Genomic DNA, 14,060 nt, shown 5'->3' on the forward strand with positions numbered 1-14,060 from the left:
CCCCTTAAGAATATCAAATCTGGAATTTACTCTTGCATACGTTACTTAATACAATATGCCTTTATGATAAAGAAATAGCCAGCCAACACAAACCTGCATCAGCCAGCCCTCTCTTATCGCCTCCAATCCTTTTCATCTTTTTTCTTATCCGTCATACTTTCCGTATAGACCTCATCAAATTCATCATAAATATTCATCAAATCTTTCTCTATTCCTAATTTCTCAAGAACCCCACGATAAACCTTAACACCGACTTTGTAATCCAGTTCCTCCAGATGAAAGGCCCTTGCTCTTATATCTGCACTTGCCTGCTGGAACAATACTGGTGTCATGCCCATTATGTCACATAGATTCATGGATTTCTCAACTTCTCGCTCAATAAGTTTCTGTTCCTGTATCTTATCCCAACATCCTGATATTTCAGCAAATTCATCGTAAGCTTCACTAAATCCCATTCTGCTTCCAATCTCCGTCAAATAATCCATGAAATAATTAAATGCCTTATCATCAGGTAGTATTTCAAATGGAAATCTTTCTGCTTTTTCTTGCAAAGACAATCTTTGATATTCAGCTAGAGCCTTAGGAAGTTCAATACGTTCTACGGCATTGCTCTGTCGCATATCCACTAGGGTTTCATCAATACCCGAACTAGTTGTTTCTCTTTCAACCATATCTGATGATTCTATTACCGAATCAGTTACTAGTTCGATTGATGGTTCAGGAACTATTATTGGTTCATCTTCCCTCACAAATTCATTCATCGCTTCCAATTGCGGTACTACTATCCGTTTTGCTTCGTCTGATATAGCTACTTCATCCACCGCTACAACAACTTCCTTAAACGGATTTTCTGGAACTTCTACATCATAGATATCAGTAATCTCTTCCATTTCATCAACTGGAAACATTCTATCCAATGCTTCTGCCACTCGTGATATTTCTTTTGCACAACATCTTTCTGCAATCTTGATCTGCTCTTTAATCTTCCCCTTTCGTTCCTTCAAGAGACGAGAATGATAAGCCATATTCGCAGACTTATCTTCGTACAGTGCAAAATCAGCTCAGTGCAATTTTTAACCACGGATGCAGATTCTATGGTCTTACTGTTAATCCGTCAAAGCAGGCAGGGAAAATGGGAAAAGCAAAAGGAAAAGAAATGCTTTTCTGGACAAAAGAAGAGTATTTGAAATTTTCAGAAGTTATGAAAGAAAAACCAATTTCGTTTTATGCTTTTGAAGTCTTGTACTGGACTGGGATTCGTGAAGGTGAATTGTTAGCTTTGGAGCGTGGAGATTTTAATCTAGAAAATCGGAAACTCACCATTAATAAATCTTATCAGCATTTACAAGGCAAGGATTATATTACTTCTCCCAAAACAGAAAAGAATAATCGAGTAATCGAAATGCCAGAGTTTCTGTGCAAAGAAATGGAGGATTATTTTGGAATGTTATATGGGTGTGAAGAACATACGAGATTATTCACATTTTCAAAAAGCTACCTCCATCATGAGATGGATCGTGGAGCTAAGAAAGCTGGAGTAAAACGAATTCGTATTCATGATTTGCGTCACAGTCACGTTGCACACTGTATTGATATCCTTCATTTTCTTGTCCTTAAAATAAGGGAGTATCTTACTGTTAATAACCGCTTCTTTCGTATTCCAAGTATTTTCCTTTAATTTGGGTTTCATATCTCTTGTATAGGCTTCTACAAAGTCATCAAAAGTCATTTCCAAATTAGCTTCTTCTTTCATACGAAAATGCTGTTCCCACTCTAATGCTTCTCTTCTGGTCTTGAACCCACGCTTCAATTTGCGCTTATTCTTGCCAGTCCAGTCATAATAATGGAACGAGACATACCATGTGCCTCGCTCCTCATCTTTATATGCTGCCATCCATTTCTCCTTTCGTTACGCTGTTACTGTTACTCCGTAAAACTTCTCTTCAAAATACTTAATTGCTACTTTGCCAGGAATGGTAATAAAACCTTTTGCGTCAAGCTCTTCATTCATCTGTTTGATGAGCTTATACGCATATGGTTTTGAAATGCCAAGCATTTCTGCCATCTCAGCTGCTGTAATATAAATTGCTCCTTCCATCCGTCCACCTCCTTTGTATAAAAATTTCAAAATCTAACTAGGGACCTGGGGAACCACCCCAGCCACTCAACTATTGTTTGGACTATTGCAGCAAGATCAGGTGCTATAACTCATGTTATAGCTACGGTTTTCCTGTTTGGAAAATCGTTGGCGTTCTGTGTATTCATTTGTTGTTGATGTCTCGGTGTTAGAAATTCTTTCTAACACTATCGCGGTGCTCCTCGAATACTTATGCAAGCATAGTATTCTCATCGCTACTCGCGTAAATCAACCTCGGCTATGCGCCCCGGGCCTGCTCTTGTTTGAGATATTCCCGCCAGTTCTGGGAGTGTCATCATCGCTCTCTTCCTTATCAGAAGATCTTGGCGAATGTCTGTTAACATATGGTACCGCTCATTCAGTCGTATTAGCATTCGCTTCATAGCGAATATTCTATTGTGATACTTATTATAATTCGCTTTATAGAGAATGTCAATATTTTTTTCGCCTCTAGGCGAATATTTTTATTTACTGTATCTCATTTATCAGATATAATAAGTCCTATAAGGTTTCATTTTTATTTAATTTCCAGTAAAGGAGGCAGACTATGACCATTGGTAAAAAAATAAAATTTGTACGAAAACTCAGAAAAATGACCCAGCAGGAACTTGGAGTTGCTGTTGGTTTAGAAGAAAAGGGAGCTGCAAATCGTATTGCACAATACGAATGCGATTACAGAGTCCCTCAAAAAGACATGCTTATAGATATGGCAAAGGCTATGGATATCAATCCCCTGAACTTTGTCAGTGAAATTCCAGGAAGCGCAGAAGATATTATGCAAACTTTCTTCTGGCTAGATGAAGATAACCGTGGTGCAATCAATCTTTTTTCTCTTATCCGTAGTAATAAAAAAGAAAAAGCCACCACAAAGGCGGTAGCCCAATATGATGACAATGACGATTACTGGCCAGATGAACCGCCAGTCGGTATGTGGTTTAATTATGGGTTGGTTGATGAATTCATGAGGGAATGGATGATTCGAAAGCAGGAGCTTGCAAAGAAAGAGATTACAGAAAATGCGTATTTGGAATGGAAACTGAACTGGCCAGATACATGTGATGATTGTGGGAAATTTGAAGCAAAGAAAGGATGGAGATAAAATGCCAAATAATGAAATTATAGAAACTAATAATCAATTAGCAACCCAAATGACTCAATTTGAGAATTTACTTATCTCAATGGGGTTACCCTCTGAAAATGTAATCGCTCCTATTGATGAAAGAGAAAATATTATGACCATGCTGCCCAATCTCATTTCAAAAATACCACCTGAACAAAAGAGAAATGCCACCTATCTTTCAAGATTTGTTGCTGGCGCAGCTATCGGTCTTTTTGATGCAGCTCTTAACTATGTATGGAATGAAGTAGTTCTAAACCTACGTCAAAAAATTGTTTACTATGGTTTAGACACTTTTTTTGAAAATGCAGTCGGAGCAAAGATACGTGATCAGTATAAATCTGAGGAAGATTTATCAGGTATAAAAGATAAAACCATGCTTGAAACATGTAAAAAACTTGAATGGATTTCTGATATCGTTTACAGAAAGCTATGTCATATACTAGATATGAGAAATCAAATTGGTGCTTCTCACCCTAATACATATGATATAAATTCCTATGAATTAGTAGGTTGGTTACAAACATGCGTAACAGAAGTAATTAATGATAAACCATCCGCATCTGCTATTCAAATAAGAACAATCATAGAAAATATTAAAAAACAAACTACTCCTTTAGACCAATTAACCCTTCAATCATTTGGTAGTGCAATTTCAGATCTTTCTTCTGGGATGGCTTCAAATTTATTAACTTCTCTTTTTGGTCTTTATATTTCAAATGATACAAGCAATGAAATTCGAAACAATATCCTTGCCCTTTCAAAAGTATTGTGGACCTTTAGTAAAACTGAAACTAAATATGATTTAGGAGAAAAAAAAGAATTTTACAGAAATAATCTTGATAAAATAAAAGAAGACTTAACTTATACTTTTTTTGAAAAATGTGATGGTTTATCATACTTGTCACTTACAGAAAGAAGTTTACAATTAAGTAGTTTATGCGATAATCTATCCTCAGCACACAGCGGGTGGGATAATTATTATAATGAACCTCCAATTGCAAAAGAAATTATGAAATATATTAAAACCTCAATTGATATTCCTATAGAACGTTCTGAAAAATTAATTAATACTTTTTTAGATTGTCGTATTGGTAGAGAAGTAAATTACTGTAATGGAGTATCACAAGGAGCTTTACCTATTTATAATTCCTTCTTCAAAATTCTTTCAAAAGAACAAGTTAAAATACTGTTGGAATTATTTAAAAACCATATGGATTCAATATATAGTGGAAATGGCATCCGTGCCAAAAATGCTCATGAAGTACTTTTACTTTTAAAATCTCCATTGGTTGGTGATCGTTTAAATGAAATCATTGATTTTATGCTGAATTTTGCAGACAAAAAAATCCTCAATAAAGTATATAAAGATAAAAGCTTTAAAGATCTTTGCGATGGAGTTATCAATCTGGACTAGTTGCTATTTTAGTCAAATTCTTAATTATATAAAATTGTCATAATTCTTAAAGCTGAAAGGATAAAAATGAACCCAGAAGTTTTTATATCTTATAATTGGAATAGTAAAGTTATTGTTGATGAGTTAGAATCTATTCTTATTGGTACTCATTTTCAAGTAAAACGTGATATTAGAGATATCGGTAACTGGTCCAGTATAAAAGAATTTATGGATCATATTCCAGAAAATACAAATATAGTATTAATAATTAGTTCTGATTACCTCAAATCACTAAATTGTGTATATGAGGGTATTATCTCAATGAAAAATTGCAAATCAGCAACTAGCCTTTTCATTACAAGTGATGCTGCCAATATCTACTCTCCTAATATGAAATCAAACTTTTTACACTTTTGGCTTGATAATAAAACAGAATATTTATCATCTGATTTAGAAAAATTCACATTGGTAAAAGATAACATTTCTGACTTTATTAACTGGATTACAGACTCAAACAATCCTAAAGCAAATGATATATTTGATTTTACAGATAAATTTATCGAAAAAAATATTGTTGATACTTTAACGGATTCTAATTACGAGAATCTAGTTGATGATTTAAAATTCTGTGACTATATTGTCATTTCCGAATTTCCAGAATATCCATTTTTAGAAAAAAGATATACCTACTTAAAACATAAATATTTGGTGGCTGATAATGGATTAACTTTCGTATTCTATCTTAAGGATGAAACTGATTCTATAAAAAGAATTCTAATTTCAAATGTTCAGAAAATTGAGAAAGGAAATGAAGGCAGCGATTTCTCAAAATACTATTTTAAATGTGTTGATACCAAAATTTTACTGCGACAATATGAAGCAGAAACATTTGGTAAAAAATATAGTGATGATGATTTAGATCCTATAGAACGTGTAAGAATTATAATTCATTTTAATCTTTGCAATTAAACAGGTATCAAAAAGGTATCACGCCCAAAAGAAAAGCCCCAAGAACTGCGTAAATACGCCATTCTTGGGACTTTGTTCTCTATTCGAATTCTATCGTCGCCGGCGGTTTCCCGGTACAGTCATACATAACTCTATTCACACCCTTAACTTCATTCACAATCCTTCTTGTGACATGTCCAAGCACTTCCCATGGAATCTGTGCGGCTTCGGCTGTCATGAAGTCGGAGGTATTTACTGCTCTGAGTGCCACTGCGTAGTCATAGGTGCGCTCATCGCCCATAACGCCTACGGAGCGCATATTGGTAAGAGCGGCAAAGTATTGGCCGAGTTCTTGGTCGATACCGGCTTTTGCGATTTCTTCCCTATAGATTGCATCCGCCTCCTGAACGATGGCTACCTTTTCTGCAGTAACTTCACCGATAATACGGATACCGAGGCCGGGGCCGGGGAAGGGTTGTCTATATACGAGATGGTTAGGAATACCAAGCTCTAAGCCCGCTCTTCTCACTTCATCCTTGAAAAGGAGACGGAGCGGTTCAATAATTTCTTTAAAATCAACATAGTCGGGAAGCCCGCCTACGTTGTGATGAGATTTGATTACAGCACTTTTGCCGAGGCCGCTTTCGATAACATCGGGATAAATGGTACCCTGTACGAGGTAATCGACTGCGCCGATTTTCTTCGCTTCTTCCTCGAATACACGGATAAATTCTTCGCCGATAATCTTTCTCTTCGCTTCAGGCTCTGTAACTCCTGCCAGCTTGTTATAGAAGCGTTCCTGGGCATTGACACGGATGAAGTTCAAGTCATAATGACCGTTCGGACCGAATACTGCTTCTACTTCATCGCCTTCGTTTTTACGAAGGAGTCCATGATCTACGAATACACAGGTGAGCTGTTTACCGATTGCCTTCGATAGAAGAACCGCTGCTACGGAAGAATCTACTCCACCGGAAAGGGCGCACAGTACCTTGCCATCTCCTACCTTCTCTCTGATCGCTCTGATATTTTCTTCTACGAAGGGTCCCATCTGCCAATCGCCTTTGCAGCCGCAGATATCGGATACAAAGTTCTTAAGCATTGTCATGCCTTCCTGTGTATGCATTACTTCCGGATGGAACTGTACCGCATATAATCCCTTTTCCACATTCTCCATGCCTGCTACCGGGCATACAGGGGTATGTGCTGTTACTGTGAAGCCTTCCGGCGCTTTTTCAACATAGTCTGTATGGCTCATCCAGCAGATTGTCTTGGGAGAAACTCCTTTAAATAGTGCTCTGCTCGTATCTGTATCTACTTCTGTTTTTCCATATTCACTGACCGGTGCTGTTGTTACCGTACCACCGAGCAGATGTGACATAAGTTGAGAACCATAACAAATTCCGAGTACAGGAATACCCAGTTCGAATATTTCTTTTTCACAAACCGGTGAATCCGCCGCATATACGCTGTTTGGTCCTCCTGTTAAAATAATTCCTTTCGGATTGATTTCTTTAATCTTATCCAGCCCTATGTTATGGGGATGAACTTCACAATATACATTGCATTCTCTTACTCTTCTGGCAATCAACTGATTGTACTGTCCGCCGAAATCCAGTACAATAATCATTTCTCTTTCCATTTTAGCTGTTATCCCTTCCGCTTTATCCCAAGTGTAGACCAAAAGACAGTCTTCTGGCAGAATCTTGGCAAGTTCTTTCTTTTCCTATAACCGTTCAGTACCTTCACAATTACAAAAACAAAGATTGCTTTGTGAAAATCCATTAAAGTTACCTTTTTCTTACTAATTGTTAAACGTTCGCACTTCATTATATAAGAAAGAGTAAAGTCTTGTCAAAGCCTTCTTATTTTTACCTCAAGCTCTCATCTTCATCTTAAGATCCGACTTTCATTCTAAGCCTTTATTCTTATCCCAGGACTTGACTTTCATCCCGGGTTCTTATCACATCTTAGCAATTCCTACCTTATATCTCCATCTTAACTACTTTTCACTTATTACATAATGTTCCCATTTATGCCCTCGGTATCGATAACCGTAACAAATTGCACGGAAAACCCAATCCAATGTCATAGCAATCCACACACTCATAAGGCCCAAATCAGTATAGGCGCTTAAGAGGTACGATGTGATAATGCGGAAGGTCCACATGGAACCTATGGCGATTACCATAGTCCAGACTACATCTCCCGCTGCCCGCAGAGTATTAGGGATCGTAAAGGATGGCATCCATAAGAATACAGCCATTACGGCATGATAGCGAATTACTTTCGTGGCAAGTATCTCCGTTTCCGGACTGAGATTGTAGATTTTCAGAATCCATGGAGTGAATAGAATGAGTACCGAAGAGATTACTGCCGTACAGACAATGGCAAGCTTCAGCATCTTTCTTGTATAGTATCTGGCCTGGTCATAATCGCCCGCTCCCACGCAGACTGCTGCTACTGATAAAAGAGCCAAATTGATTGCCATCCCGGGAAGGACATTGAAACCGGCCAGTATGTTACATACCGCATTTGCCGCTATGGCGAAGGTTCCGAAGGTGGAAATAAGACTGAGAAGCAATATCTTACCAAGCTGGAACAGGCTGTTTTCCAAACCATTGGGAATTCCTATATAAAGTATCCTTTTAATCAATTGAGTATCTATCTTCCATATGATTTTGCCCTTGATATTAATCACTTTATTAGGATCGAACATCATATATAAGATGATAACTGCAGCCAAAGTCCTGGCTATGGCCGTAGCAATTGCAGCACCGGCAACTCCCATCTTCATTCCATAGATTAAAATAGCGTTTATAATTACATTCACCACATTCATCATTATGGAAATCCACATCGTTATCTTTGTTTGATTCATAGCCCGGAATAAGGCTGCGCAAGAATTATAGATCGTAATGGGAATAATGGCTACCGCCGTTATCGTCAGATAAGTGATGGCATTTCTCATAACATCCGCATCTACTTGTCCGAAGACAAGATGCAGAACCGGCTTATGCCATATCACTAAGAAAAACGAGATTACCGCAGCAACGACGGAAGAACATAAGATAAGCTGCCACGCCGCCTTCCCTGCATTTTCAGGATTCTTCTGTCCGAGAAAGTGACCGGCCACTACAGCACCTCCGGTAGCCATAGCCGCCGATATGTTGATGACAAGAATATTGATATTGTCAACCAACGACACACCGGACACTGCCGCCTCTCCTACCCCTGACACCATAACCATATCTATCATGCCTACGAGAATTGCCAGAAGCTGCTCTAACACGAGAGGCAGAATTAATTTTTTTAAGTCTTTATCTGAATACAACATTTTATCTTTTGTCCTTTATATGTTTACCATCAATATTTTAACCCTCTTCACCTCATTGTATTCCCAATTCATGCTGATGTAAATACTTTTCTCTTGTGGCAAGCCCACCCCTGATATGGCGCTCAGACTTATTGATATCAAGAACTTTTCTAGCTTCTTTCGCCAGCGTCGGATTAATTTGTCTCAATCTATCCGTAACATCTTTATGTACTGTAGATTTGCTAATCCCAAACTGCTTCGCCGTCTGTCTTACGGTGGCATTGTTCTCAATAATATAATTAGCGATATCGATTGCTCGCTCTTCGATATAATCCTTCAAAAGAAATCCCCTCAGAATACTTTTTTACATTGTATGAAGGATTCGGAGGGGTTATGACTGAGGAAAATAATTTAAATTCTTCCTTATCGTATGTTCATCGTAAACCGGCATCCGGGATAGCTTTCACAGCCATAGAATTCGCCGAATTTACCCTTACGCTTTATGAGCGAACTACCGCAGACAGGGCATTCCCGTTCCGGCTCTGTTTCTGTTAATGTCTGCATGATTTTCCCTAACTCTTCATAACACCTTTGATTCATAATACAATCGTTCAACGCGCGGTGAGCACCCGCCGTTTCAATCCGGAAGTGTCTGGAAACATCGGTCAGCTTATGATGAGAAAGCTGGGGCAGGCATTTTCTTGCCAAGTATAACGTATCCACGTAGTCATTATTCATTTCCTTGCTCCAATGATTATAAAGGGCATCGTAAGCAAAGTTAGTGTCAAAGGTATGTATATTATGGCCGACCAGTATATTTCCGCTGATAAACTCGGCAAATCCGCCGATGGCTTCCTTGATATCCGGCGCGTTGCTTACCATCTCATCCGTAATACCATTCACCGCTGTCGCACCTGCCGGGATATGTCTCGCCGGATTAACGAGAGTGGAATATTGCCCGGCAATTTCATTATCGCATACTTTAATCGCCGAGATTTCAATAATCGCATCTATCTCCTGATTAATACCTGTCGTTTCCAAATCGAATACCACATAATCTTTTACATATCTATTCAAACGTTTTCCTTTGTTTCTTGTAATCAATTTTCTCTTCCTCTTTCTGTATTGCTTTTTATTTCGCACCATTTAAATTATGCCTATGTTACTCCTCACTTTATCTGACAATACGGTTTCCCGGCTTATTATGGGGTATTCGACTTTCTATTGCTGACATACTTACTCATTTTCGTACGTATCCGTTCGAACTGTTTCATTGTCACCGGATTATCCGAGGAAAAATTCATCATCTTTTCCAAATATCCCTGTTTTATCACAAGATCCAGACTTATCGGGTAGACGAGTTCATAAACGAGAGAAATATGCCCTACTACATGATCCACCGCTGATCTCTTCAAGCTGCGAAGTACCGCCTGCTCCTGTGCAAAGCAGTCCAGCACTTCTTCGGTGACTTGCCCGCTCCGCAGTTCCTCACGAGTCACATTGTATATTTCTTCCAGAGGGAAATCCACATTTACTTTTAAAATATCGATCTTATCCGCATCTCTAATAATATGACAGAACATCTCCGTCCGCTCATCCAGATTGTCTGGAATACGATAGGCACTATGATAAGTCACCGCCGTCTTTATGAGCATATCCTCTGAGGCGTCTTTTACATAGTCTCTAATCCTCATTTTCCCCTCATTAAAAAGAATACCGGCTCCATATTCCGCATGGTTGATAGACTGCGCATCAATAAAAGTGCCGTAATTCTTTAACTGCTCGAATCTGCCAATATCATGCAAAAGCCCGATCAACCAGGCCAAATCCACATCCTCTTGCGGCAACTGCAAGGATTTCGCAACGTTTTCGCTAAGATCACTGACGCGATAGGTGTGCTCCACCTTGAGCCGTACTTTTTCCTCTCGAAGGTCATAATCCTTCACATAATTCTGAAAGGCCTCTTTCGCCTTTTTCCTATCTATCTTCATCACTATTTCCTTTTCTTATTATTCCGATAATCCGTTCAATTCTTGATACAGAAGCTTCGCATAGCTATCCGTCATTCCGCAGATATAGTCGGTTACCAGAAGCAATCGCAGATATAGCTTTTCCACTTCATCCTTATCCTCGGAATATATTTGATAGATCGCCTTATAATTATCGGATATAAGCGCAATCATTTTCTTTTGTACCGGCGTTAGTTTCTGCCCGGTATCATAATGAACTACTGCATCGACGAACTTATCCAGAAGAAAGTTCATAATTGTTTCCGCCGCAATCTCTAATTTTAAAATAGGTTTGGATATAAAGGTATAACGGTAAGCGATATCTCCTAATACATATGCCATATGCTCCATCGAGGTACCGGCAAATAAATCTTTCGTATAGGTACCTTTCATAATGTCCTCGTAATTTTTCGCAAATCCATAGGTAGCACTGGCAATCATTTTCCCTTGGATTCTCACCACCCAATTTTGTACTGCATATACCTCTGGCTGTGAGATACCCCTCTCCAGCGCCTTTTTATATCTCTCATCTAAGGACGCTGTAAGCCACATATAATCTCCATCCGCTTTTTCCCCGTCTCCTCCTTCTCTCAGCTCCTGCAAGAGCTGCCCGTAGGTAATACGGCCCTTTTTAAAGGAATCTTCAATATCTGCCGTCCGATAGGCAATATCGTCCGCAGCTTCCAGTACATAAGTTAGGGGATGTCTGGCTCCGCATGTGCCCAGGCTTCTTTGCAAATCGGCGAAAATCTCCTGCTCCGCATAATAATATCCCATTTTTTTATCTTTGATATTGCCGCTTTTATCATTAATTTCGAGGGAGGATACCGGATATTTTATAATCGTTCCCAGTAGTCCCTTCGTTAGATTCATTCCGTGCTTATCCACCAAATAATGCAGTTTTGTTACCAATCTCAGCGCCTGTGTATTTCCTTCAAAATTATATAAATCCGCTTTCATCTGCGGAAGAAGCTGCTCTTCCAAGGTTTTCCCCTGAAATGTCAACCTTCCTAAATTTTTCAAAAACCACTCCCTAATTACCGTTTCTCCAAAGTGGCCAAAAGGGGGATTCCCAATATCGTGCAAAAGCCCGGCACACTGCAAGATATCGCACACGTCAGCCTGATAGGATTCCTTAAAATCAGGATCCTTAATCTCTAACAGTATTTTCTTCGAAATATTCTGTCCCAGCGACTTGGCAAAAGAGGACACTTCCAATGAATGTGTCAGCCTCGTCCTTACAAAATCACTCTTGTCCAACGGAAAAACCTGTGTTTTATCCTGCAGACGCCGGAAAGATGCACTTCCTATAATACGGTGATAATCCTTCTCAAATTCCGTACGCAAATCTCCGGAGGACTTGCTTCCCTGATACATCCTAATTCTGTCACCACATAATAATTGCTTCCATTCCATCTGTTTTCCTCCGCTGCGCCTTCGCGCTTCCCCTTCGACATTCCCTTCGGTGATAGGATTTCACTTATCTTTCCACGTGCGCCCACCGGACGCACTGCTTACGGTCAGCGCAAGCAATGCACAAACCTACTGAATAGCTACCCTAAATTTACTACGTTTCTGCTTCAAACACAAGTTTTTCCCATGAATTGACATTCCTTCCGCCCATAGTATATTATATAGTTAGATAAATTTAGTTTCATCTTCTGAAATAACAGGAAGGATACATAACTTATGAAAAGAGGAACGGGAACGCTCGCTGTACTTCTTGCTGCCGGCTGTATCGCCATCAGTGGATGCGGTGCCGCAAGTGAACTGAAAAATACGCAAGAACAGGTAACGGATGTACTAAGTACGGATATAGAAACCGCAGAAATTCCGGATACGGGGGAACAGGCCGCACAAGGAAGCGGGGATATTACAAACACCGATTTAGCGCCTGACAATAATGCTGCCGATCAAGACGATACGGGAAAAGATAGGTCTCACACCGGTTTAACTTCTGATGAGGTTCTCGGCCTTGGAGCGTTCGCTCCTCCTGCTCCGGGTACTGATATCTCTGAGGGCGACTCCCTTAATACAGATGGTGAAGTCCATAGTTTCGTCGGCATTATTGTAGATGCCACGCCCCATTCTCTTTCCGCTCAATCATCTCTTGGGAATATCTTCTACTTGGACATCCCGGAGTCAGGCGTACAAGGTAATTTGAATTATATTACAGTGGGCCAACTTGCGACTATTACCTATACGGGCGCTCTGGACGAAAGCCATGCCACCCTTGTAGGCCTCTCGGACAGTTCTTTAATCACCGGAATCTACGTGGAAGAGTATGCTTTTGCTATTAAAATTATTAATGCGGTAAAAACAATGAATAAAGATGCCCTTATCAATCTGACTAATTTCCCTGTTTTTCTCGATGCGGGAGGCGACCAGCGCAGTTCAGTGGATAGTGCGGATACCTTGCGCAAGATGGAAAGCGAAAAGCTTTTCACCGAAGATTTGGTAGAGCGAATGGGCAATTATAATCTCTTTGATTTGCAATATACCTCTGCCGGCTTCGTTATGGGAAACGGCGGACCTAATATTACCTTCGATGTGGATGACGATGGAATCCTCGGAATTATAGGAATTAACAGCGTCTCCCGTTAAGATACGGAGTATACTTATGAAAATTGTTATTATAGATGGGCAGGGAGGCCGAATCGGCAGCCTGTTCATAGAAAAGTTGAAGACCTTAAACTTAAACGCTGAAATTATAGCCATCGGCACCAACAGCATCGCTACTACTTCTATGCTCCGTGCCGGAGCCGATGCCGGCGCTACCGGAGAAAATCCCGTCATTGTCAATTGCCGTGATGCTGATTGTATCATCGGGCCTGTCGGAATTATTGCGGCAGACTCCCTCCTCGGCGAAGTTACTCCTGCAATGGCTGCCGCCATCGCATCCGCACCATGCCAGAAGATACTTCTTCCCGTGAATAAATGCTGCCTGCACGTTGTAGGTCTGAAGGACCTGGCTGTTCCGGCCCTGATTTCAGAGGCAATCGAATACTTGCAAACCTTACTTATACAAACAAAATAGTAAAATACAAAAGTCCGCAGCGAATCATATTATCATTTCGCCGCGGATTTCTATTATTCTATAGGTAAGCCCCATATGTCAGAACTAAAAACTATTATGA

15 protein-coding genes and 1 pseudogene are annotated in these 14,060 nt (G+C 39.8%); 6 read left to right on the top strand and 10 right to left on the bottom strand.

The features are described from left to right. Window positions 1-113: 113 nt before the first annotated feature. Window positions 114-1,004, bottom strand: a complete 891-nt coding sequence (locus tag RBB56_RS07055) for a hypothetical protein (RefSeq protein WP_306721675.1) — start codon at window positions 1,002-1,004, stop codon at window positions 114-116. On the opposite strand from RBB56_RS07055, the pseudogene RBB56_RS07060 reads away from it, so the two are divergent. After that, window positions 1,004-1,597 (top strand): annotated as a pseudogene (locus RBB56_RS07060) (site-specific integrase); the annotation flags it as partial. The gene RBB56_RS07055 and the pseudogene RBB56_RS07060 sit on opposite strands and share 1 nt — an antisense overlap. Here the strand turns inward: RBB56_RS07060 and RBB56_RS18490 are convergent. The 3 genes from RBB56_RS18490 to RBB56_RS07075 all read right to left on the bottom strand — a co-directional run bounded on the left by RBB56_RS18490 (window position 1,487) and on the right by RBB56_RS07075 (window position 2,520). After that, entirely contained in the window at window positions 1,487-1,894 is a 408-nt protein-coding gene (locus RBB56_RS18490; protein ID WP_306721676.1) for an Arm DNA-binding domain-containing protein, read from the bottom strand. The pseudogene RBB56_RS07060 and the gene RBB56_RS18490 overlap by 111 nt on opposite strands. 15 nt (window positions 1,895-1,909) lie before the next feature. Beyond that, the gene (locus tag RBB56_RS07070) at window positions 1,910-2,098 is read right to left on the bottom strand and encodes a helix-turn-helix domain-containing protein (protein ID WP_184092689.1); all 189 of its coding nucleotides are present in this window, start codon (window positions 2,096-2,098) and stop codon (window positions 1,910-1,912) included. Between the two features lie 254 nt (window positions 2,099-2,352). Beyond that, window positions 2,353-2,520, bottom strand: coding sequence for a hypothetical protein (locus tag RBB56_RS07075; protein WP_306721677.1), 168 nt, complete (start codon window positions 2,518-2,520; stop codon window positions 2,353-2,355). 164 nt (window positions 2,521-2,684) lie between these two features. On the opposite strand from RBB56_RS07075, the gene RBB56_RS07080 reads away from it, so the two are divergent. The 3 genes from RBB56_RS07080 to RBB56_RS07090 all read left to right on the top strand — a co-directional run bounded on the left by RBB56_RS07080 (window position 2,685) and on the right by RBB56_RS07090 (window position 5,619). After that, window positions 2,685-3,236: a helix-turn-helix domain-containing protein gene (locus RBB56_RS07080; protein WP_306721678.1), complete on the top strand. Its 552-nt coding sequence runs from the start codon at window positions 2,685-2,687 to the stop codon at window positions 3,234-3,236. A 1-nt stretch (window position 3,237) separates the two neighbouring features. Then, window positions 3,238-4,671 carry a hypothetical protein gene (locus tag RBB56_RS07085; protein ID WP_306721679.1) on the top strand — a complete coding sequence of 478 codons (1,434 nt, stop codon included), beginning with the start codon at window positions 3,238-3,240 and terminating at the stop codon, window positions 4,669-4,671. Window positions 4,672-4,737: 66 nt separating this feature from the next. Further along, window positions 4,738-5,619: a toll/interleukin-1 receptor domain-containing protein gene (locus tag RBB56_RS07090; RefSeq protein ID WP_306721680.1), complete on the top strand. Its 882-nt coding sequence runs from the start codon at window positions 4,738-4,740 to the stop codon at window positions 5,617-5,619. Window positions 5,620-5,698: 79 nt separating this feature from the next. Here the strand turns inward: RBB56_RS07090 and guaA are convergent, their stop codons facing one another. The 6 genes from guaA to RBB56_RS07120 form a co-directional block, all read right to left on the bottom strand. Next, window positions 5,699-7,240, bottom strand: coding sequence for a glutamine-hydrolyzing GMP synthase (gene guaA / locus RBB56_RS07095; RefSeq protein ID WP_306721681.1), 1,542 nt, complete (start codon window positions 7,238-7,240; stop codon window positions 5,699-5,701). Between the two features lie 360 nt (window positions 7,241-7,600). Then, window positions 7,601-8,935, bottom strand: a complete 1,335-nt coding sequence (locus tag RBB56_RS07100) for an MATE family efflux transporter (RefSeq protein WP_306721682.1) — start codon at window positions 8,933-8,935, stop codon at window positions 7,601-7,603. A 52-nt stretch (window positions 8,936-8,987) separates the two neighbouring features. Next, window positions 8,988-9,254 carry a sporulation transcriptional regulator SpoIIID gene (gene spoIIID / locus RBB56_RS07105; RefSeq protein WP_306721683.1) on the bottom strand — a complete coding sequence of 89 codons (267 nt, stop codon included), beginning with the start codon at window positions 9,252-9,254 and terminating at the stop codon, window positions 8,988-8,990. Window positions 9,255-9,337: 83 nt separating this feature from the next. Next, window positions 9,338-10,018: a 3'-5' exonuclease gene (locus RBB56_RS07110; RefSeq protein WP_306721684.1), complete on the bottom strand. Its 681-nt coding sequence runs from the start codon at window positions 10,016-10,018 to the stop codon at window positions 9,338-9,340. 98 nt (window positions 10,019-10,116) lie between these two features. Next, on the bottom strand, window positions 10,117-10,905 hold the full coding sequence (locus tag RBB56_RS07115; protein ID WP_306721685.1) for an HD domain-containing protein: 789 nt from the start codon (window positions 10,903-10,905) through the stop codon (window positions 10,117-10,119). Between the two features lie 18 nt (window positions 10,906-10,923). Beyond that, on the bottom strand, window positions 10,924-12,339 hold the full coding sequence (locus tag RBB56_RS07120; protein WP_306721686.1) for a deoxyguanosinetriphosphate triphosphohydrolase: 1,416 nt from the start codon (window positions 12,337-12,339) through the stop codon (window positions 10,924-10,926). 273 nt (window positions 12,340-12,612) lie between these two features. Here RBB56_RS07120 and RBB56_RS07125 point away from each other — a divergent pair, with 273 nt between their 5' ends. Together RBB56_RS07125 and RBB56_RS07130 are read left to right on the top strand one after the other, a co-directional pair. After that, a complete protein-coding gene (locus RBB56_RS07125; protein WP_306721687.1) occupies window positions 12,613-13,527 on the top strand; it encodes a hypothetical protein in 915 nt (304 codons plus the stop codon). A 16-nt stretch (window positions 13,528-13,543) separates the two neighbouring features. After that, a complete protein-coding gene (locus RBB56_RS07130) occupies window positions 13,544-13,960 on the top strand; it encodes a DUF3842 family protein (protein WP_306721688.1) in 417 nt (138 codons plus the stop codon). Window positions 13,961-14,060 lie beyond the last annotated feature (100 nt).

The organism is Kineothrix sp. MB12-C1 (assembly GCF_030863805.1).
In the GTDB taxonomy this organism is placed as follows: domain Bacteria; phylum Bacillota; class Clostridia; order Lachnospirales; family Lachnospiraceae; genus Kineothrix.